The organism is Streptococcus cristatus (assembly GCF_001588905.1).
GTDB lineage: Bacteria > Bacillota > Bacilli > Lactobacillales > Streptococcaceae > Streptococcus > Streptococcus cristatus_N.
In genome coordinates this window covers 1-19,480 of sequence record NZ_LAWH01000021.1, presented here as the reverse complement: position 1 = coordinate 19,480, position 19,480 = coordinate 1, and the positions used below count along the sequence as shown (strand labels likewise).

The 19,480-nt window shown below is 40.3% G+C and carries 19 protein-coding genes and 1 pseudogene; 2 read left to right on the top strand and 18 right to left on the bottom strand.

What is annotated here, in order from left to right; translation table 11 throughout:
* Positions 1-51 precede the first annotated feature (51 nt).
* The gene (locus tag A0765_RS04640; protein WP_062004937.1) at positions 52-747 is read right to left on the bottom strand and encodes a GNAT family N-acetyltransferase; all 696 of its coding nucleotides are present in this window, start codon (positions 745-747) and stop codon (positions 52-54) included.
* Positions 748-1,080: 333 nt separating this feature from the next.
* On the opposite strand from A0765_RS04640, the gene A0765_RS04635 reads away from it, so the two are divergent.
* Together A0765_RS04635 and A0765_RS04630 are read left to right on the top strand one after the other, a co-directional pair.
* A complete protein-coding gene (locus A0765_RS04635; RefSeq protein WP_045498277.1) occupies positions 1,081-1,926 on the top strand; it encodes a MurR/RpiR family transcriptional regulator in 846 nt (281 codons plus the stop codon).
* A 303-nt stretch (positions 1,927-2,229) separates the two neighbouring features.
* Positions 2,230-3,507, top strand: a pseudogene (locus tag A0765_RS04630) (ISL3 family transposase).
* A gap of 55 nt (positions 3,508-3,562) precedes the next feature.
* Here the strand turns inward: A0765_RS04630 and A0765_RS04625 are convergent.
* The 17 genes from A0765_RS04625 to A0765_RS04545 form a co-directional block, all read right to left on the bottom strand.
* Positions 3,563-4,219 (bottom strand): zinc metallopeptidase, encoded by a 657-nt coding sequence (locus A0765_RS04625; protein ID WP_048766379.1) that lies wholly within the window; start codon positions 4,217-4,219, stop codon positions 3,563-3,565.
* A gap of 29 nt (positions 4,220-4,248) precedes the next feature.
* Complete coding sequence (locus tag A0765_RS04620; protein ID WP_061908892.1) at positions 4,249-5,133, bottom strand: ROK family protein; 885 nt, start codon at positions 5,131-5,133, stop codon at positions 4,249-4,251.
* Between the two features lie 17 nt (positions 5,134-5,150).
* Positions 5,151-6,068, bottom strand: coding sequence for a dihydrodipicolinate synthase family protein (locus A0765_RS04615; protein WP_062004936.1), 918 nt, complete (start codon positions 6,066-6,068; stop codon positions 5,151-5,153).
* Between the two features lie 33 nt (positions 6,069-6,101).
* Positions 6,102-6,752, bottom strand: coding sequence for a DUF624 domain-containing protein (locus tag A0765_RS04610; RefSeq protein WP_062004934.1), 651 nt, complete (start codon positions 6,750-6,752; stop codon positions 6,102-6,104).
* A gap of 55 nt (positions 6,753-6,807) precedes the next feature.
* The gene (locus A0765_RS04605; protein WP_062004932.1) at positions 6,808-7,260 is read right to left on the bottom strand and encodes a NanQ anomerase/TabA/YiaL family protein; all 453 of its coding nucleotides are present in this window, start codon (positions 7,258-7,260) and stop codon (positions 6,808-6,810) included.
* A 25-nt stretch (positions 7,261-7,285) separates the two neighbouring features.
* A complete protein-coding gene (locus tag A0765_RS04600) occupies positions 7,286-8,116 on the bottom strand; it encodes a carbohydrate ABC transporter permease (protein WP_045498288.1) in 831 nt (276 codons plus the stop codon).
* Between the two features lie 16 nt (positions 8,117-8,132).
* Entirely contained in the window at positions 8,133-9,020 is an 888-nt protein-coding gene (locus tag A0765_RS04595; RefSeq protein WP_045498290.1) for a carbohydrate ABC transporter permease, read from the bottom strand.
* Positions 9,021-9,115: 95 nt separating this feature from the next.
* A complete protein-coding gene (locus tag A0765_RS04590; protein WP_048766387.1) occupies positions 9,116-10,435 on the bottom strand; it encodes an ABC transporter substrate-binding protein in 1,320 nt (439 codons plus the stop codon).
* A gap of 241 nt (positions 10,436-10,676) precedes the next feature.
* Positions 10,677-11,813: an ABC transporter ATP-binding protein gene (locus tag A0765_RS04585; protein WP_015604211.1), complete on the bottom strand. Its 1,137-nt coding sequence runs from the start codon at positions 11,811-11,813 to the stop codon at positions 10,677-10,679.
* A gap of 14 nt (positions 11,814-11,827) precedes the next feature.
* The gene (locus A0765_RS04580; protein WP_062004930.1) at positions 11,828-12,526 is read right to left on the bottom strand and encodes an N-acetylmannosamine-6-phosphate 2-epimerase; all 699 of its coding nucleotides are present in this window, start codon (positions 12,524-12,526) and stop codon (positions 11,828-11,830) included.
* A 258-nt stretch (positions 12,527-12,784) separates the two neighbouring features.
* The gene (locus A0765_RS04575) at positions 12,785-13,783 is read right to left on the bottom strand and encodes an acetylxylan esterase (protein ID WP_062004928.1); all 999 of its coding nucleotides are present in this window, start codon (positions 13,781-13,783) and stop codon (positions 12,785-12,787) included.
* Positions 13,784-14,010: 227 nt separating this feature from the next.
* A complete protein-coding gene (locus tag A0765_RS04570) occupies positions 14,011-15,726 on the bottom strand; it encodes an ABC transporter ATP-binding protein (protein ID WP_062004925.1) in 1,716 nt (571 codons plus the stop codon).
* Between the two features lie 2 nt (positions 15,727-15,728).
* Positions 15,729-16,502, bottom strand: a complete 774-nt coding sequence (locus A0765_RS04565; protein WP_239665880.1) for an ABC-2 transporter permease family protein — start codon at positions 16,500-16,502, stop codon at positions 15,729-15,731.
* On the bottom strand, positions 16,502-17,374 hold the full coding sequence (locus A0765_RS04560) for an ABC transporter ATP-binding protein (RefSeq protein WP_062004924.1): 873 nt from the start codon (positions 17,372-17,374) through the stop codon (positions 16,502-16,504). The genes A0765_RS04565 and A0765_RS04560 overlap by 1 nt, the downstream gene beginning before the upstream one ends.
* The gene (locus A0765_RS04555) at positions 17,367-17,786 is read right to left on the bottom strand and encodes an Msa family membrane protein (RefSeq protein WP_048766399.1); all 420 of its coding nucleotides are present in this window, start codon (positions 17,784-17,786) and stop codon (positions 17,367-17,369) included. The genes A0765_RS04560 and A0765_RS04555 overlap by 8 nt, the downstream gene beginning before the upstream one ends.
* A gap of 14 nt (positions 17,787-17,800) precedes the next feature.
* Positions 17,801-18,373: a CPBP family intramembrane glutamic endopeptidase gene (locus A0765_RS04550; RefSeq protein ID WP_048766401.1), complete on the bottom strand. Its 573-nt coding sequence runs from the start codon at positions 18,371-18,373 to the stop codon at positions 17,801-17,803.
* Positions 18,374-18,378: 5 nt separating this feature from the next.
* On the bottom strand, positions 18,379-19,119 hold the full coding sequence (locus A0765_RS04545; protein WP_048766403.1) for an amino acid transporter: 741 nt from the start codon (positions 19,117-19,119) through the stop codon (positions 18,379-18,381).
* Positions 19,120-19,480: the final 361 nt, after the last annotated feature.

The window sequence follows — 19,480 nt, the reverse complement described above, 5'->3', positions numbered from 1 at the left end:
ATCCAAAGACAATTGAGAGGCTAGGACTTTTGTCCCAGACTCAATCAAATGTTAAAACTCAGACAAGGCTTTTATTTGCTGTCCCTTTTCATCGAAATTGTCTGGGCTCAGCCATTTCTCCAGACGAGTCTTAACGGCAGGCCAATCGCTGTCAATCATGGAGAGCCAGTCGGTGTCTCGGTTGCGCCCCTTATAGACTACCGCCTGACGAAACCTGCCTTCATAGGTGAAACCAAGCCGCTCTGCTGCCCGTCTTGACGGCTGATTGAGCGCATCGCACTTCCATTCGTAGCGGCGATACTCCAGCTCTTCAAAGACATAGCGTGCCAGTAAGTACTGGGCTTCTGTAGCCAGTCTGGTACGCTTCAGCTGCAGTGAATAGGTCACAGCGCCTACTTCAATCACACGATTGCCTCGGTCAATTCTCATTAAAGCGAAGGTTCCCAGCGCCTTGTTGCTCTCCTTGTCCACAATGGCATAGTGGAAACGGTCCTGTGCTGCCAGCATCCGATCTAGCAAACTATCCCACTCCTCCCGACTTTGAGCAGCATTTTGAAAGAGATAAGTCCACATATCCGCAGGTGAAGCCGGACCATACACTTCATACAAATCCGCTCCATGCTTGTCTTTGGACAACCGCTCAATGACAACATACTGACCTTCTTTTCGCTCCAGCTTAGGTAAGTCCCCCGGCTTAAAATCTGGCAGAGCCTCTCCAATAGGCTGGCCTAGTTCATTGATTCGCATAAAAAACCTCACAATCTAGCTTTACTGATTTCCACAATAAGAATTAGAAGCTGTAAGTGGCAGTGGCTCCTATCTCCCCTGCTTCAGATCCAAACTTTGAAAATAACTTGTGTAAATTATATCACTTTTTCTTTCATTCGACGCAAACTTTAGGAAATACCTCTTCAGAAAAAGGCGGTCATAATATCTAAAAATATTGAGATTACAGTCTGCTCGTACTTTAATGGAAAGCCAGATCTGACAATTATTGGTTTTGTAAACGCTTTATTTTCTCTAAACTATGTTATAATGAAAATACGTTTTTATTATTTTGACCAAAGAAAGTGACCCATCATGAGACACCAACAGAATATCTTGGCCATCATCGAAAGCTGTTACGACACTATGACCGATGTCGAAAAGCGGATTGCCGACTATTTTTTGAATCCGACCGATATAGAAGGGGACCTGTCCTCCCTCGAAGTAGCCCAAACTTTACACATCTCGCAGGCGGCCTTGACCCGTTTTGCTAAAAAATGTGGCTTCAAGGGCTATCGGGAGTTCAACTTCCAATATCTCCAACAGCTGAAAATCAGCAAAACGGAGCATACAAATCTGAAAAATGATTCGTCCCGCCAGGTGCTACGCAACTATATTCAAATTCGGCAACAAACCGAGGACTTGATTGACGAAAAAAGATTGGAGCGTGTAGCCCAGCTGATTGAAAAAGCAGATCGTGTCTATTTTTTTGGCACGGGAAGCTCGGGGCTCGTCGCTCGCGATATGAAACTGCGCTTCATGCGCTTAGGGGTTATTTGTGAAGCTCTGACAGATGCGGATGGCTTTGCTTGGACAACGAGCATTTTAGACAAAAACTGCCTAGTTATCGGCTTTTCTCTTTCAGGCCAAACCCCATCCATTATTGACAGCCTGATTGATGCTAAGGGCATGGGAGCCAAGACCGTATTAATCACTGGCCAGCCTGATTTGATTAAAGAAGACTTTTCAGAAATCATCCCAGTTGCAATGCAAAGTAAACCTCAGTTCATCCAACGAATCTCAGCTCAGTTCCCAATGCTGCTGATGATCGATATACTTTATGCCTTTTTCCTAGAAATTGACCGAGAGAGAAAGGAAAAAATCTTCAATAGTTACTGGGAAAACCACAAACTTAACGGTTATTACCGTAGACATCAATAAAATCCAGCAGAAACCTGTTGGATTTTTTGCATGTTCTTTACAGTCTTACACTAAACAATGACTAAACTGGCTTAGAGTAAGATTCTGGTTGTACTGGTTTCCTATGTAACTCCTTAAAATCTGAACCAGACTCAATTCACCTCAGCCACTTGAAAGTCGTCTAACTGTTGATGGAAGAACCAGCTCTATAATATCTGTAGTGGGTAAATCCGCCGCAGGAATTATGGAGCCTTTTTGAGTGTAGAAAAAAGTTCTATAAGACTTATAATGAAAAGCGACAAAACCATCATTAGAAAGAATCTTATGGAACAATTAAATTTTATCACAAACTTACTGGAAATCAAAGACCCTAACATTACGATTTTAGATGTTCTAGATGCTAGAACACACAAGGAAATCATCGCTAAGCTAGATTATCCCGCTCCTAAATGCCCTCACTGTCAAGGACAAATGGCTAAATATGACTTCCAGAAAGAATCGAAAATACCTTACCTAGAGTGTGCGGGATACAAAACGCTGATTCGCTTAAAAAAACGCCGTTTCCGCTGTAAAGTCTGTAGGAAAATGGCGGTCGCAGAGACCTCCTTAGTCAAGAAAAACCACCAAATCGCAGCCATCGTCAAGCAGAAAATCGCTCAAAAACTAATCGAGAAAGTCCCTATGACAGCCTTCGCTGAAAGCTTAGCTGTCTCTACTTCCACCGTCATTCGTAAATTGAAAGAATTCAAGTTCAAGGCAAACCTCAACTACCTTCCAGAACACATGAGCTGGGATGTGGAAACAGTCAGGGAAGTGACTGTTTCAATCGGCAGATAGAGATGAGCTTCATTGCACAGGATTTCGATTCCAGAAAGATTATAGCTATCTTAAGATGGGCGGACTCAAGCAACGATTCGCAATCACTTTCTGCGCTATTCCAGACAGGTCCGAAATAGCGTGAAAATCATTACAATGGACATGTTTAGCCCCTACTACGATATTGCCAGAAAACTATTTCCAAACGCTAAAATCGTTCTGGATCGTTTTCACATTGTACAACATCTCAGCCGGGCTATGAACCGCCTCCGCATCCAAATCATGAATCAGTTGGATAAAAAATCGCACAAATATAGGGCACTCAAACGCTACTGGAAACTCATTCAACAGGATAGCCGTAAACTCAGCCATAAACGTTTTTATCGTCCAACTTTTTGCATGCACTTGACCAGCGGAGAGATTCTAGAAAAACTTCTCTCTTGCTCTCAAGAACTCAGAGAACACTATGAACTCTACCAACTCCTGCTTTTTCATTTTCAAGAGAAAAAAACTGAGCATTTCTTTGGACTCATTGAAGATACCATTTCTTATGTAAATCCTATTTTTCAAACTGTTTTTAAGACCTTCTTGAAAAACAAGGATAAGATCCTGAACGCACTGGAACTGCCCTATTCAAACGCAAAACTAGAAGCTACTAATAATCTCATCAAGGTCATCAAGCGAAACGCTTTCGGCTTTCGGAACTTTGACAACTTTAAATCTAGAATTCTCGTTGCTTTGAATATCAAAAAGGAGAGAACCAATTCGGTCCTCTCCAGGGTATGACTTTTCGTTAACCCACTACAGTTGACAAAGAGCCTTTTTCAAGCATATAACTTATTCACATAAGATAGAATAGAATTAGTGATAATAAAATATATGTAATAAACTGATAACAATAGCTAAGTTTAGCATAGAATGCAATCGATTCAACTAATTGGTTTTCCTGTAAATACTTATTTTCCTTTAAAAATGAAACTGCTTCTTTAGAAGCATATGACTCTATAAGCAATGTAAGAAATAAACATGCTAGCAATATGATTACATCAATTACTAACATTGGTTTTAAAAATGAAATATTTTTTCCAAACCAGATTGAATATAGTGCTATTATTTTTAACAATACTGATGTCAGATAAGTATAAATAGATACAATAGATTGTATTTTTAAAAGCCTATTTCTATCTTTGGAATGATATAATTCATGTACAAAAGCAAAAGCATCTAGCAAAAAGCTACTCTCTAAATTTTTTACTCCAACTGTATGCGTTATTGGTCGATACCAAAAAGAATTCGATTCAACAATTTTAGGTTCATCTACTTCTTCCCTCTCACAAAACTGTTGAAATATCTTATGCAAATCATTCCTTATTCTTATTTTTTTATGAGTATATTTCCTTAGAATAAATTTATTAGTCATACTCAAAATGCTTGTTATAACTAACAGAATGAGAAGCATGACGACCATCGAAATAGCTTTTTCGTTAGGTATTTTCATCACCAGGTCACTCCCCAGGTTTGCTTGGATTACTGATGTTTATTTTTAAAGTGATAGTAGGCTCCGAACATGCCTGCTGTATTTTGGTGATAGGCAAAGGCTAGTTTGGTCTTCTCAGCTATGCTAGGAACCAGAGCATCCTTGAGAGCCGCTTGGATACGCGGTCGAAGAATGGCCTCTTGCCCCATAATACCACCGCCCAAGACGACGATTTCCGGATTGACGACATAGCAGATATTGGCAATTCCTTGACCCAGATAGCCAACCATGCGGTCAATTCCTTTGATACAGAAGGTATTGCCCTCGGTCGCTTCTTTGAAAATCCTTCGACCATTCCATAGAGAGGGATCTTCTCCGTGCAAGTCAGCAACATATTGAACCAAGGCTGTGGTCGAAGCTACATCCTGAAAGGCTCCGTCCGGCAGGTGCAGATAGCCTACTTCGCAGGCTGAGTTGCTAAAGCCGTGAAAAACTTGCCCATCCGCTACTAGACAGCCACCAATCCCTGTCCCAATCGTTAGACAGACCGCAATTTTTGCTCCCTTACCATGGCCAGACATGACCTCAGCCAGACCGGCACAGTTGACGTCGTTCTCAATCTCGCAAGGAATGGAAAATTCCTCCTCCAAGACCTTCTTAAATTGCGTCCCAGCATAGTTAGGAATCTGAGGGCCAGCGTAAAAGATTTCTCCCTTGTCTGGATCGACCATACCAGCTGAAGAAATACAAATTCCAGCCAGAGGTCCTTTTTCTAAATAGCCTGCAACAATGCTTTCAACCTTTTGCATAATTCCCGGACCGCCCTTATGGGCTTCCGTAGGTATTTCATGGGCTTCTACTAGCGTTTCTTGGTCGTCTATCAGGCCGTATTTGATATTGGTACCGCCAATGTCAATCGTAACATAATTTCCCATAAGCATCCTTCTTTCTTTTAGAGGAAGCGCTCCTTAGTTTCTTGGATCAAGGCCGCTGCTGCTTTTACGACTGGACGGTCTGCTTCTACGACTGGTGTCAAAGGAGCACGGACAGAGCCGATAGCCAGTCCTTCGTTGAGCTTGAGAACTTCTTTGATAACAGCATACATATTGCCGTGAGCACTGGTTAGCTTGCCGATAATATCGTTAATGGCAAACTGCAACTCTTTAGCTCTTTCTAGTTCCTTGTCTGCAATCAGTTGATTCAGTTTAAGGAAGAGCTCTGGCATAGCCCCGTAGGTACCACCAATTCCAGCTGCTGCTCCCATGAGACGACCACCTAAGAATTGCTCATCTGGACCGTTAAAGACCAAATGGTCACTGCCACCAAGTGCTGCAAATGTCTGGATGTCCTGAACTGGCATGGAGGAATTTTTCACCCCAATCACGCGCTCATTTTTCAGCATTTCCTTATAAAGACTCGGAGTCAGCGCTGCACCAGCCAATTGCGGAATATTATAAATCACAAAATCAGTATGTGGGGCAGCCGCACTGATATCATTCCAGTACTGAGCGACAGAGTATTCTGGCAGTCGGAAATAAATCGGCGGAATAGCCGCAATGGCATCAACTCCTAGAACTTCCGCATGTTTTGCCAACTCGATACTGTCCTTAGTATTGTTGCAGGCTACGTGAGCAATGATGGTCAGTTTGCCCTTAGCAACTTTCATTACTTCTTCCAAAATTACTTTTCTGTCGGCCACGCTCTGGTAGATACATTCGCCTGACGAGCCGTTGACATAGAGACCTTGCACGCCCTTGTCGATGAAATACTCCACCAAAGCGCGAGTTCGCTCCGGGCTGATTTCACCCTCCTCGTCATAACAAGCATAAAAAGCTGGGATGACACCGTGATATTTCTTTAAATCTTTCATTTTCAAATTTTCTCCAAATGTACAAATTGTAGATTATAGACTGCTATATTTAGCGAAGATTTTTTCCAAAATAGGAAGCTGCAAAAAAGCCAGACCTGCAAAGCCGATAAAGGCAAAGAGGGAAAATCCTAACAGCAACACAAAGCCTGAACTATAGATAATGACAAGGATCGCGGCTATAACCGCCATCATAACAAAGAACCAAGGAAAATTCAGACTTACAATCACTAGGCTGGTCTGTAAAAGGTCTCTAAAAGACATGAGAAACTTACCAGCCAAGGGATAAACGCAAAGAGAAAGCAGGATTGTAAAAATAATAATTCCAAAACAAACCGCCTTTAAAACTTGGAAAGGCAGAGCTTCCTGCGTCCGAAAAAGCAGGAGGTCAAAGAGACTGATACCGACTAAAGCCAATTCCAGCAAGCCCAGTTTGAGTCCTTGCTTCCAATTTTCTCGAAAGATTCGAGTGTAAGTTCTGATTACTTTTACCCGACGGTTTCCCTTGATTTCAAAAAGTGTTTGATAGAGGCTGATCTTGGCAATCCCAATGGTCACCAAAGGCAGGCAAGACAAGAGAAAGAGAAGATTGACCGTCATCAAATCTAGGATTTTCTCACAGATTTGCATGAAAAAATTATCCGTATCAAATATAGCTCTGATGAGTCCTGTTCCCTTATCTGACATAAGTCTCTCCTTTCTCTGCTAGCCTTGCGCACTCAAAAATCTCGCTCACCTAGGGCTAGTCTATTAAAACTTTAAAAAGATACTTTCTGACATTTTCTTCCAGACCCGCATAGCCATTCGGCTGATGAGCTTCTTCTGGAAAGAAAATCGCAAAATTATGGTAACCCAACAAGAGAGGATAACGATTTTGACAATGAACAAAGCCGATATCCGCCTCTTCATCAAAGGCCACTGCCTCATCGACCACCTGGCTACCATAGGCAGAATACTCATGCCCTGCTACTAGCAGATGAAAATCTGCATATTTTTTATGATATTCAAATTGATCATTGGCCTCTTGATTGAGCGCATTATCCTGAACCAAGAGAAAGACCTTATCTCCATCCACTTCATAGCGTCCCAAGTCAAAGCTGTCTTTGCGGTGCTCATAGAGATAATCAATCGCTTTATCCAGATTTGGATGAAGGCCCTTGTAACGAGTCACATTTTTTAAATCATCAAAAATCATAGTTTTATTTCCTCTATTGAGCGCCTTATCCTTTGACAGCTCCCATAGTAATCCCTTGAGTAAAGGATTTTTGGAAGATGAGGAAGACTGCTACGATTGGCACCGCCGCCAAAGCAGCACCGGCCATAATCAAACCATAGTTGGTTGCCATCTCAGCCTGCATAGTCGCAACCCCTAACGAAATCGTCAGATTGTTCCGCGAGGTCAACATTACAAGCTGCATGAAGTAGTCATTCCAAGTATTGATAAAGGTGAAGATAGCCAGAGCAGCAAAGCCTGGTTTGACGATAGGAAAGGCTACACTCCAGAAGGTTCGGATTTCACCACAACCGTCAATCTTAGCTGATTCCAGAAGCTCTGTCGGGATATTTTCACTAAACTGCTTCATGAGGAAGACCCCGAACGGCCAGCCAACTAAAGGTAAAATAACTGCCCAAAGGGTATCGTGGATTCCCATGAAATTGACAATCCGCACTAGAGGAACTAGGACAACCTGTTTAGGCAGGGCCATAGCCGCGATAAAGATAGCAAAGAGAATCCGTTGCCCGTAAAAGCGTTTCTTAGCCAAAACATAACCAGCTAGGGATGACGTCGCACAAACCAAGAACATGGTCGCAAGAGAAATGAAGACACTGTTCCACATCCATTGTAAAGCCGGGTTTTGAACGGCTAATTGCTGGAAGTTCTCTGTTGTCGGGTTTTGTGGCCACCATTGAGGCGGAATCATAATGGTATCCGGCTGAGATTTAAAAGCTCCAGTCAGAATCCAGTAGAATGGAAAGACAAAGAGCACGGTCAAAAGTGCTAAAATAACAGATGAGAACACTTTAAATGAATTAAATTTTTTTGGTTTCATATTCCTGCTCCTTTCTTTAATATTCCACATCGTTACCGAGGATCTTGAACTGGGCGAAACTGATAATCGCAATCATAATCGCCAGAAAGACTCCCATGGTGTTTGCATAGCCATATTCAGATAGCTTGAAGGCTTTTTCATATAGATAGTACATAAGCGTACTAGTTGAGTAGTTTGGTCCACCTGATGTCAACAGCTGAATCAAGGCGAAACATTGGAATGAGTTAATAGTGGTGATGATAGCGATATAAAGTGTCGTTGGTAAGAGACTCGGCCATTTGATTTTCCAAAAAACTTGCATCTCTGTCGCCCCATCCACACGCGCGGCCTCAACTAGAGAATTATCTATATTTCCCATAGCTGCAATGTAGAGAATGATGGGCTGACCGACAGATGTTGTCAGCAAAATAACAATAATAGCAGCCAAGGCCCACTGTTTGTCTCCCAACCAAGAAATGTTTTGGTTGATGATATGGCCAGATTTCAAAACAAAGTTCAAAATACCAGATAGGGGATCGTAGATCCACTTCCACACGACTGTCACGGCAACACTACCTGTAACAACCGGTAGGAAGAAGACAAAACGGTAGAAAGAGCGAGAAACAGCATTCATCTCATAGGTCTGTGAAGCCACAAACAAAGAGAAGAGCACAACTACTGGCACAGAGCCGATTACAATAATAACTGTATTAATGAGTGACTTAACAAAAACTGGATCATTGAACATCCGAATGTAGTTATCAAACCCAACGAATGTAAATGAGGTCATTGTATAATTAAAGAAACTAGTGATAAATCCCATTATCATAGGCGCCAAAACAAATACTGTAAAGAATATAAGAATTGGAGCTAAAAACGCATATGATATTAGGGTTTCTTTCATTCTGATTTTATTGACTTTCACAATGAGGTACCCCTCTTTCAAGATTTTCTAACAAAATACCCCTTTTTCTATTTTTAGAGACTGACAACAGAAAAAGGGGCGGATTTTAAACTTGCTTATTTTTTAGTAATCGTTTCGTTTGCTTTTTCAGTAAATGTCTTCAAAGCAGGTTCAACTTTTTCATCTCCATTAGATACAGATTGCAACATTGGGAACCAGAGTGTTCTCATTTCTGCAAATCCATCAATGGTGTTGTAGTATGGTGAGTAGTATTTAGTCCAGCCACTGATTGTTTCCATACGCTTGTCATCATAGAGTTTACCAAAGGATGTACGAACTGGGAAAGCACCTGTACGAACAACGTTCTTAGGTCCCCATTCTTTGTCATCAGCGATGAATTTCACAAATTTCTTGGCTGCTTCTACTTTCTTGTCGTCTTTGTTGTTAAAGACTGCAAAACCATTTACAAGGTATTCAAGGGCTGGTTTACCTGAGTCTGATGGGAATGGTACTTCAACCACTTCTACTTTACTTGCTTCCAACAATTTAGCTTGGATACCATTTTGTGCTGGTGCCCAAAGTACAGTGTAAGAAGTTTGACCGTTAGCGAAGTTTTGGATATCTGCTCCGCCATCGTATTGAGAACCGTTCATCATGAGGCCATTGTTGATCCAGCTCACTGCTTTTTCAAGACCTTTGACAAATTTCGGATCATCAGTTGTATATTTAGTTACTTTTTCGTCTGTAACAGATCCACCGTAGAGGTTAGCGATGAAGGCACGAGTTCCTTGGTCTCCACCTTGACCGTTACTGAAGAGAGAGCCAGGTGTATAACCTTTATCTTTAAGCGCTTTCAAAACTTTTTCAAAGTCATCTGTTGTCCAGCCTTCTTTAACTAGGTTGAGGACACCAGCATCTTCCAACATTTTCTTATTCATTGCCATATAGAATGGAGCAGAGCTGATTGGATACATATAAGCTTTGTCTCCAGCTTTGCTGGCTTGGATAATGTTATCGTTGTTAACATCTTTGACGAAATCATCTGTGAAGAGGTCGTTCAAGTCTGCCAACTTACCGTTTTTACCGTATTGAATAATCCGGCCTGGTGCATCGAAGAGCACGTCTGGCGCTGTTCCAGCCTCGATAGCTGTCGTAATTTTTTCTGGACCTGACTTGAAGTCGATTGTTTCCAAGTTGACATGAATGTCTGGATTTGCTTTTTCAAATGCTTCAATGATGGATTTTTCATAAGTTCCCACACCATCGCTGGCATTTTCTTGAGTGAAGACCGGGAATGCCCACCAAGTAATCTCTGTCTTACCAGATTTATCTCCAGAGCTAGCTGCTTTATTTGAGCTACCACCACCGCTACAAGCTGCTAACGTAAGAACTGCAGCTCCCGCTACCAATGAACAAAGCAATTTCTTCATTTTCATTTGTTTTTCTCCTTTAAAATTAAGATTCCAAGCTAACCTAAACAGCTTTTACCTGCCTATTGGAGAGTGGGACGGACCTCTTTCATTAGGCGCCCCAGCCTCGTTTTTCCTGTGTTATTTCTCTGGACAAGCGTCCACCTATATTTGATTAAAATCCTAAACTTTTAAAAGTACAATCACTCCTTCTCTGTGACCTTTCTTTTATCCTAAAATAAAGTCAGTCAGTTCATTTTAGGTTGTTTTACAAAGTAATTCGTTTTTGAGTCTCGCTATCAAACAGATGACTCTTAGGTAGTTTGAAGGTGAAGCGAAGCTTCGAACCTGGCTCCAGATAATTAGAAGCATCTACCTTGGCTGAAAACTCTTGGCTGCCCACCTTACAGTAGAGCACTGAGTCACTACCCAGCAACTCTGACACGACAACTTCCGCATCTACTACATCGCCAGGGAAAGTATCCTCTACAATCAAGTCGGCTGAGATATCCTCTGGTCGGATACCCAAAATAACTTTCTTACCTTGGTAGCCTTTTTCTGTCAAAAGCTTCTCTTGACCACCTGTCAGGGTAAGATTGAGTTGATCACCATCAGTCAGTTGATGACCAGATACCATCACTTCAAAGAAGTTCATAGCTGGACTGCCGATAAAGCCTGCAACAAACTTATTCGCTGGTTCATTGTAAAGCTCTTGCGGAGTTCCGACTTGCTCGATACGACCGATAGTTCCCGTGCCCGCTTCATTTTTCGTCGCTGACATGATAACAATGCGGTCGGCCAAGGTCATGGCCTCGGTTTGGTCGTGGGTAACGTAGATGGTTGTTGCTCCGATACGGCGGTGGATTTTAGCAATCTCAGCACGCATGGACACACGCAGTTTCGCATCCAAGTTTGACAAAGGTTCATCCATCAGGAAAACCTTGGCATCTCGGACGATGGCTCGTCCCATAGCTACCCGTTGACGTTGACCACCAGACAAGTCCGCTGGTTTGCGGTCTAGAAACTCTTTCAAACCAAGGATTTCAGCTGCTTCTTGCACCCGTTTGTCGATATCTTCCTTGCTGTACTTGCGCAGTTTCAATCCAAACGCCATGTTGTCATAGACTGTCATGTGTGGGTAGAGGGCATAGTTCTGGAAGACCATGGCAATATCACGATCCTTGGGAGCAATATCATTGACTAGTGTCTCATCGATATAGAGCTCGCCCTCAGTGATGTCCTCCAGTCCCGCAATCATACGAAGCGTTGTGGATTTCCCACAACCTGAAGGACCGACAAAGACGATAAATTCTTTATCTTTGATTTGCAAGTCGAAATTTTCTACAGAGTAGAAATCACTATTAGGATATTTTTTGTAGAGCTTATTTAACTTTAAGGTCGTCATTGCTTTACCTCACTTTATTTTACTGCTGCAACGAAACGCTCGGTGATTTCCTTTGGTCGAGTAATGGCTCCGCCTACTACAATACCGCGAACACCTAAATCATGGATTTGCTTAGCCTGATCTGGATAATGAATCTTGCCCTCAGCAATCACATCTACCCCCGCATCACAGAGCTTCTTGACCAGTTCAAAATCTGGTCCGTCTACCTTAGGACTGTAGGAAGTGTAGCCTGATAAGGTCGTACCGACAAAGTCAACGCCAGCTGCTACAGCTGCCACGCCTTCCTCAAAGGTACTGATGTCAGCCATCAGCAGTTGCTGCGGATATTTCTCCTTGACTTGGCGGATAAAGTCCTCAACCTTCAAACCATCATAGCGTTCCCGCTGGGTGCAGTCCAGAGCGATGACCTCGATATCAAGGGCAGCCAGCTCATCCACTTCCCGCATAGTCGCAGTGATAAAAGGCTCCTGTGGCGGATAGTCCCGTTTGATAATCCCAATAATCGGGAGCTCGGTTACTTCCTTAATCTCCTCGATGTCTCGCACGCTGTTAGCTCGAATACCAACTGCCCCGCCTTCTTCAGCCGCCTTGACCAAGAGAGGGATGACTCCACCAGCCTCTGTATAGAGGGGCTCATGAGGCAGAGCTTGACAGGAAACGATAATGCCATCTTTGATTTTTGCAATTAATTGATCTTTGCTAATCTGTGACATAAATAATCTCTCCTTTTTCTATGTTTTCTCCGTTCTTTTTATAATGTCATTATATACAAAAAATAAAGCGCTTTCAATATGTTTTTAGATTTAGATTTTAGTTTCTAAAAACCGACTTCCTTTCTTAAAAGCTGAAACTACTTTCAGGATTAGAAGTGTTTCTACAAAAAAGTTACTATAGATTTTTGAATATTTATCATAAAAAGCCTGAGATTATTCTAATCTCAGGCTTAGTTTCTTTCTTAGTACTGTCTATTTTTACCAGTCTTTAAAAGCTTCCAGCAAAGAAGGATGGTCAATCTTTGAGCCACAAAGCCAGTTGAAGACCCTATCATTGACATAGACATTCATGGCTTCATGCTCGTACTCTGGCATGAGATGGTGCTCCTTAGTGCACTCCAGCCGGTTGTAAATCGCAAACTGGGTAATCGGATAGCAAACATCGTCAGCCAGTCCTGTTATCATCCGTACGCTCCCTTGAATGCGGTGAGCCATATTTTTCACATCGATATAGGACAAGGTCTGGATAATCTCACCCTCTGTTTCGTGGAAAGGATCGTGGAATTTAAAATACCGAAAAAGCTCATCATAGGCCTCGCTGGTATTGCCAATCTCCAACACCCGCCGAAAATCTGACAAGAAAGGATAGATAGCCACTGTCTGCTTAATGCGCGGATTGAGAGCCGCTGCCACCAAAGCCAAGGCTCCGCCCTGAGAAGCCCCGTAACTGGATAGATGCTCCTCGTCCACAAGGTCCAAACTCGCCACAATCTCAATCAAGCTGTAGATATCCAGATAGACATCCTTATAAAAGAGACGCTCTCGTCCATCCACTGCCCCACGGATAATCTGACCCTTGACCGTATTGCCCCTTACAGGCGCCCCTCCATCCAAGGAATAACCTGACTGGCCGCGTACATCCATAGATACGACACCATAGCCAGCCACTGTATAGGCCAGCATATCGGCCCAATCCCAACCACGACCCATATAACCGTGGAAATGAAAGATAACCGGAACTTTTTTACTAGATCTGGGAAGGACCATACGGGCATAGGTTCCCCCCTGATTCGTCCCCTCAAACACTAGCTCATAGCAGGTCACCCCAGAGATTTGAAAATCTTTTTCAATCAGCTGATAATCCGGCAAGCCACTAAAACTGCTAATCTGACGATCCCAAAAAGCATCAAAATCTGCTGGAACTTCATCCCTGCCTCTGTAATCCTTTGCCTCTGCTAATAAATCTGGATTGCGCATCTCATCCTCCAACACTATTGTTTTTGTAAACCCTTACAAAAATAATAGCACAGCGCCTTCCCTTTTTCAATCCTTTGCAATATTAAGAATTTAATTTCTGTTTTTGCTGTGATTCTTTTTCTTTTTGAAACTAGTTTCAAAAATAGGTCGGAGAAGTTCCCTGACCTCTTTTTTGAGATTACATTATTAAAAACAAAGAAAGCGAGGTGAACAAAGAATCACACCTTTCAACCTGCTCTTTGTACATTTGATAAAAATTCTTGATAGAGTTGATTTCTAAGTAGCAACTGATGATGAGTTCCTTGATCCACAATCTGTCCAGTTTTATCCAAAACAAGAATCGAATCTGCTTTCTTGACTGTATGCAAACGATGTGCAATCGTCATGCGTGTTTTACCTGCTGTCAACTTATCAATTGCTTTACTGATTCTTTGTTCTGTCACACTGTCTAAACTGGCTGTTACTTCATCTAATAGATATATTGGATGCTCCAGCAATAAAGCCCTCGCAATATTAAAACGTTGCTTTTGCCCCTCGGACAACCCAGTACCACTATCAGAAATTTCCGTATCTAAACCTTTGTCTAAATCCCTTATCAAAGATACCAAACCCAATTCTTCTAAGACTTCATTCATCCGTTCTTCTGAGACGATTTTATTTTTCCCATAGAGAAGATTTTCCCTGATCGTTCCATGAAACAAGGTATTATCTTGAGGAATATAAGCTACCATATTTCTCAGCTGCTCCTCAGATAAGTCTGCTAAGTTCTGACTTCCAATGAGAATCTCTCCCTTATAATCTTGATAGAATTTCATCAATAGAGCAAAAATAGTCGATTTCCCTGCACCACTTGGTCCAACAATTGCAGTATGCTGTCCCGCTTGAATATTGACGGATAAATCGTTTAAGACATTTTCCTGATCATAAGAAAAATTAACATTCTTCATGATGATACTCGATCCAGATAGTTCTAATCCTTTTTCTCCTCCTACTTCTTTGTCTAACTCTACCATCTCCATGAGACGATTTGAAACACTCTGAAACTCTGTCCAATCCGTCATAGATTCAGAGATATCTGTGATGGGGTCAATCAACCGTGTCAGATAAAGAACAAAAGTCATCAGAGTACTCATGGTCATATTGTCTTTAGAGACTTCCAAACCAGCTACCACCAATAGTAAAATGATAAAGGTCATGGTCAGCCCATTTGATAAGGTATTCTGAATAGAGGACAAGCCGATAATCTTTTTAAAGTTGTGGGTTAATTGATTAAAAAAGTGAGCCATGGATTCTTCTTCACTCTTTTCGCCATTGAAGGATTTCATCAAACGGATATGAGTGAAACGATGACTAATTCGACCAGAAATGTCTCCCAGCCCTTCTTGATAGTTTGTGTAGTGACTTTCTAGCCGATGATTTATCGGAATGATTACAAATAATAAAATCGGAAATAGCAAGAAAGACAGTAACGTCAAGGGCAGACTGATATTTACTAGAAAATAGAGAGAACCCATAATCACAATCCCATTTAAAATAAGATTTGGCAATACCGATGTGATAAAGTTCAAAATAACAGACATATCATTTGTTAGCCGACTAGCTACATCACCCGATGGATGATTTTCTAGTTCCTTGACAGAGGTTACTAACAGGGAGGCATATATATGCTTTTGGAGCTTGTTTACAGCTTGACTGCCACACAAGCCGATCACATAGCGTGACAAAGCTTGGACAGAAAACACGAGCAAGAGCGATGCGATGGAGACCGCTATTGTTATTGGGTTAGATATGAGCGTGATTAAAAATTCTTCATTCAGTAAGTTCCCCATAAATTGTGGAATAAATAAACTCATAATCGTTCCAATAAAGCTCAATCCTAAGCCAAAAAGAAATTTTGGCTTATTGAGGTACTTGATAATCAACTTTAAGAGTTTTTTGTCCATCCTTAAAACTCCAGACTTTTAAATTTTTTTATACTCAAGGTGTTCAAAACAAGACCATAGACTGCCGTTACCGTCACTGGCCCAACCAATCCAATCCAGATGTTTTCAACTGTCTGCATAAACTGCTGGTAACCTGTTGGCAAGAGTGCTGCAATTGGGCCCCCTATCGCTGATAGAATCATCATTGTTACTGTCAATACAATGGCAATTGTCATAGTTGTCCCAGTCCCAAAACGTAAAGAGGCAAAGGATGCTACAGAAATAGCTAAAACTCCTTTTAAGAATACTGTGAAAATACTAACCATCTCTAACAAAGTATAGTAAAGTGTATCCGATACAATTTGAGTTGTCCCAAACTCCATATGTACGACTCGTGTGTAATGAACAAGCAAAGAAGAAGCAAAAAATAATGCAAAATAAATAGAAAGAATAAGGAGAAGACTGAAATATTTTGAGAAGTAAATAGATTTTCTATCAATATCCTTGTAGAGAAACATCGTATGATCATCCGTTTCTCTCCTGAAAACAGAAATTGTCAAAAAGTATAGGGCTAAAGTCGGCAAAATCATCATATCCATCGAATTAAGCATCATATCTGCAAAGTCAATGTAGGCAACCTTACTACCATCCGCATTTGCAATTTGCATAAAATTAGACTCTCCAAAGAAAGAAGCCGCTAAATAAACGAGTGGATAAAAACTAAAAGCAAGAAAAATTTTCGTTTCTTTTCGCTTCCAGACCGATTCAAATACTGCTGAAAAAATATTCTTCATCATTATCCTTTCATAAATACTTCCTTGAGATGATTTTCTTTGACATCAATCGATTCAATCATATCATTCTCCGCAAGAACCTTAAAGATTTCATTTAAAGTAGAGCGACTACTAGCTGTAGAAATGTCCAATAGCCTACCCTCAAGCATCACATCAGATGATAAGTAACTGTCTAGTAATGCAGTATTTGCGCTAGGATGTAGGTGAACAACTACACTTGGCTGCTCTTTCCCTTCAAACGAATCCACCAATTTCCCACCTTCAATATATACATATCGATTACACAAGGCCTCTAACTCACCTAACTGATGACTTGAAATCAACATAGAAATCTGACGTTCACTTGACCACTGTTTCAAAATATCAATTAATTTTTGAACACCAATAGGATCTAAGCCAACAAACGGCTCATCTAGAATCAGAAAATCAGGTTCTGCTACTAAAGCAATCGCTAAAGCTGTCCGTTGTTTCATCCCAAACGAGAAACCTTTCGGTTTACGGTTGCGAGCTTCCCAAAGTTCTACTAAACGAAGTGTTTTTTCGATATTTGAGTACCATTCCTGCTTCCCGTGTAATTTGAGATAAAATTTTAAATTATCCATCACAGACATTTCTGGGTAGAAAACTGGATCAATCATAATCCCAAAATCTTCCAATACATTATCTTTGCTATTAATATCAATACCTCTATATGTTATTGTCCCAGATGTTGGTCGTTGAGATTTTGCCATCATTTTCATCAAAGTCGATTTTCCGGCTCCATTCTTACCAATTAAACCAACAATTTCTCCTTTCCCAATTTCAAGAAAGACGTCTGATAGAGAATAAAAATCATTTCCTTTAAACTTTTTTGACAGATTTTCAATTTTAAGCATGTTTTACCCCCTTACTGGAAACCTTATTTGAAATAAAATGCGATGCTAATGACACTCCGTAAAATAGCAAACTAATAAACAAAATCTGTGAACCATCAAATAAGTTCAGTGCAATATCTAGTTGCATATCTTCATCTGATATCATATTCATCTGAGCAAACTCTATCCAAGTACCATTTGATGAGGTCAGGTAAGCAAATAAAAGATACGCAGCCACTGATACAGTTGGTAAAACAAGAGCTGTCCAAAATTTCCATTCTCCTTTTTGAACTTTATAAACGATAAAATTCAAGAGTAAAGGAAGTGCATAAATAACTAATAAAACTAAAGGTACTGATAAAAAAGGTAGTAGGTAACTTGTAGCAAGTGCCAACACTGCATAAATCACAACAGCAAATAAAAGTAATAACATTTTTTCTCCTTAGATTAAATAATTGATTGATAAAGATTGTAAATCCAATGTCCACCGATAGCGTACTCCAAACCAAATTTTGTCGCCAAAATTGAAAATAGAATACCCAGTGGGGTTCTGATGAGTAGATTGTCTATCATAGGATAGTTTAGATGAAGTAAAATACCGAATAACAATGACGCAATAATGATTGACCAAAGGCGGGAATAATTGTTTCTCAACACTTTATAGATGACAAATCGAAATAGAAACTCCTCGCACATAGAAATCACCATTTGATGAAAATACTCATCGCTTTTTAAAAAATAATGATTGACTAGAAAAATAAGCAAGGCAAGACATAAATAGGACTGCCAGTGAAAAACTACATCTGTTTCCTTTGAGTAGAGACCATATTTCAATGATAAAGTATGAGGAATAAGCATAAATCCAATTGGCATAAAACAAATGAGGGCAATAAGATAAGACAACTGTAGCTGTTGGCTAAAACTTATAAATACGATAGAAGTTCCTAATGAATAGACTAGAAATGCTATACCAATTAAACTGATTGGTGTCATTAAAGATAGAAGATTATATTTCATCATGTTTCCTAAAATTCTATATGTTTAAATTTCTGTTTTCCTTTGATGTAAAAGAAGAGTATATAAAGAACTGATATTCCTACCGCAACTAAGCAAGCTAGTGGAAAATTCTCTTGGGACAAGTCTGCATAGCCGTTTGGAAACAAATAGTTAATCCCAATCAACACAGGAGCAACTGAGGCAGCTAGCGAAAAGAACACTCCCGTTAAAACTGTTTGAACCGTTTTTGAAGTCACCGAAATCATTACTACTAATAGTAGTGTAATCAGATTCAAACTAATAGTAGATAACAATGAAAAAATTGTCGAAAAAATATCTGGAACTTTTTCAGAAATAAAATTAGCAGGAACAGCCCCTTGTGAGAATAATATACCGTAGTAAGATAGCACACTTGTCATAACCGTTCCTAGTAGAAATAAAACATATACAACTAATAAACTGCCTAACTTCGCTTTAAAAATCTGTGAGCGATTGATGTCTTTGTATAGAAATAGAATCCCCGAATCAATTTCATCTTTAAAAACAGAGGATATAACGAGTGAGAATAATAAGTTAGGCAATATCAAACGATATTGAGTGCTAATGGTTGTAGCAAGAAACTCTGAAAAATTCCCTGCCAAACCTGTGCTCGTCCCGTCCATAAATTCTGTTAAAAGTGGAACTAATAAAGGAAGAAGTATAAAAATTAAAAATATCTTAACATCCCTTCTGTTAAAAACAGATTTAAATATTGCTTTAAATAGTGTCATTGTCATCTCCTGATTCACTTATTAATAAAATAGAGCTTAAATAACTTACATTAAGCTCCATTTTATTAATAGTTAATATAAAATTAACTATTAATAAAACTAAGACCTTCAATTGTATGCTACTTACTTAAATTGCGTGACGGCCACGGGTATAGGTATAACTGATAATACCAAGGTTGATGGTGTTGCGTTTCGATGCTTTTTTAATTTGTTTTGCCATTTTATGTTCCTCCTTAAATTGAATGACGGCCACGGGTATAGGTATAGCTGATAATACCGAGGTTAATGGTATTGCGTTTCGATGCTTTTTTAATTTGTTTTGCCATTTTATGTTCCTCCTTAAATTGAATGACGGCCACGG

Bases quoted from the DNA above. Each gene is read 5' to 3' on its own strand.
- A0765_RS04635 (WP_045498277.1), top strand. From the start codon at position 1,081: ATGAGACACCAACAGAATATCTTGGCCATCATCGAAAGCTGTTACGAC.
- A0765_RS04640 (WP_062004937.1), bottom strand. From the start codon at position 747: ATGCGAATCAATGAACTAGGCCAGCCTATTGGAGAGGCTCTGCCAGAT.
- A0765_RS04615 (WP_062004936.1), bottom strand. From the start codon at position 6,068: ATGAAAGATTTAAAGAAATATCACGGTGTCATCCCAGCTTTTTATGCT.
- A0765_RS04605 (WP_062004932.1), bottom strand. From the start codon at position 7,260: ATGATTTTTGATGATTTAAAAAATGTGACTCGTTACAAGGGCCTTCAT.
- A0765_RS04620 (WP_061908892.1), bottom strand. From the start codon at position 5,133: ATGGGAAATTATGTTACGATTGACATTGGCGGTACCAATATCAAATAC.
- A0765_RS04580 (WP_062004930.1), bottom strand. From the start codon at position 12,526: ATGTCACAGATTAGCAAAGATCAATTAATTGCAAAAATCAAAGATGGC.
- A0765_RS04545 (WP_048766403.1), bottom strand. From the start codon at position 19,119: ATGACACTATTTAAAGCAATATTTAAATCTGTTTTTAACAGAAGGGAT.
- A0765_RS04560 (WP_062004924.1), bottom strand. From the start codon at position 17,374: ATGCTTAAAATTGAAAATCTGTCAAAAAAGTTTAAAGGAAATGATTTT.
- A0765_RS04610 (WP_062004934.1), bottom strand. From the start codon at position 6,752: ATGTCAGATAAGGGAACAGGACTCATCAGAGCTATATTTGATACGGAT.
- A0765_RS04570 (WP_062004925.1), bottom strand. From the start codon at position 15,726: ATGGACAAAAAACTCTTAAAGTTGATTATCAAGTACCTCAATAAGCCA.
- A0765_RS04555 (WP_048766399.1), bottom strand. From the start codon at position 17,786: ATGTTATTACTTTTATTTGCTGTTGTGATTTATGCAGTGTTGGCACTT.
- A0765_RS04590 (WP_048766387.1), bottom strand. From the start codon at position 10,435: ATGAAAATGAAGAAATTGCTTTGTTCATTGGTAGCGGGAGCTGCAGTT.
- A0765_RS04565 (WP_239665880.1), bottom strand. From the start codon at position 16,502: ATGATGAAGAATATTTTTTCAGCAGTATTTGAATCGGTCTGGAAGCGA.
- A0765_RS04575 (WP_062004928.1), bottom strand. From the start codon at position 13,783: ATGCGCAATCCAGATTTATTAGCAGAGGCAAAGGATTACAGAGGCAGG.
- A0765_RS04550 (WP_048766401.1), bottom strand. From the start codon at position 18,373: ATGATGAAATATAATCTTCTATCTTTAATGACACCAATCAGTTTAATT.
- A0765_RS04585 (WP_015604211.1), bottom strand. From the start codon at position 11,813: ATGACGACCTTAAAGTTAAATAAGCTCTACAAAAAATATCCTAATAGT.
- A0765_RS04625 (WP_048766379.1), bottom strand. From the start codon at position 4,219: ATGAAAATACCTAACGAAAAAGCTATTTCGATGGTCGTCATGCTTCTC.
- A0765_RS04600 (WP_045498288.1), bottom strand. From the start codon at position 8,116: ATGAAACCAAAAAAATTTAATTCATTTAAAGTGTTCTCATCTGTTATT.